Origin of the sequence: Vibrio sp. 10N.222.46.A1 (genome assembly GCF_041473595.1) — a bacterium.
GTDB classification, from domain to species: Bacteria; Pseudomonadota; Gammaproteobacteria; order Enterobacterales; family Vibrionaceae; genus Vibrio; species Vibrio tasmaniensis_A.
This window is the reverse complement of sequence record NZ_JBFRSN010000326.1, coordinates 1-694: the sequence shown is the minus strand read 5'-3', so window position 1 is coordinate 694 and position 694 is coordinate 1. Positions and strand designations below refer to the sequence as shown.

Here is a 694-nt window from a genome sequence, read left to right as displayed (position 1 = left end):
CTGCCCGGTGGCAGATTAGTAAGCATGCTGTTATCGGGCATTTGACGACTGGCATTGGCTAAACTGCGCGACAATGCTTGATGCGGAAACAAAGCAGGGTCTGGAAATGCCGAGCTGAGTGGAATGATACTAGGGTCTTTGGCTCGTTGAAGTACATCGTAAAGCAGGTCGCTGATCTTAACGGGATACGGCTTGATGGCTTTTTGTTGTGCGAGTTCTGAGGTGAACACATTTCTGCGCGGTAACACGAAATAGCCAGATTTAGGCTTAGATCGCACATAGCCTTGGTCTTCAAGCTGTTGATACGCCTGAAGTACCGTCTCGATACTGAGTTTATAACGTTTACACGCGTCTCTAATCGATGGAATTTTCTCACCACTAAGCCAGATGTTTTGTTCTATCTGATTCTTGATTGTATTGGCGAGTATCTGAGATTTTTTCATCAAAAAGTCTTTTCTATCTAATGTGTAAAATATTACTAAACCGTGAATATTCGAAGTACTCAGACATTCAGGTATAACAAAGCCCTACCCTAAACCCAATTACCTTCACGGTCGACTTGTTTATCTCTCCCATAAGAAAAGACACCACACTCATCAATCGAGTGTGGTGCCTTAATTACTGAGCTGCTTAGCTACTTAGTTTAGATTAACTAGCCGACTAGTTAGCTGGACGCCACACGCCCCATTGATCA

The 694-nt window shown here is 43.7% G+C and carries 1 protein-coding gene; it reads right to left on the bottom strand.

The window, feature by feature from the left end:
- Positions 1 to 446, bottom strand: a 446-nt coding sequence (locus tag AB4496_RS10700; protein ID WP_372105525.1) for a GntR family transcriptional regulator, incomplete at its 3' end; no start/stop codon positions are given.
- Positions 447 to 694: the final 248 nt, after the last annotated feature.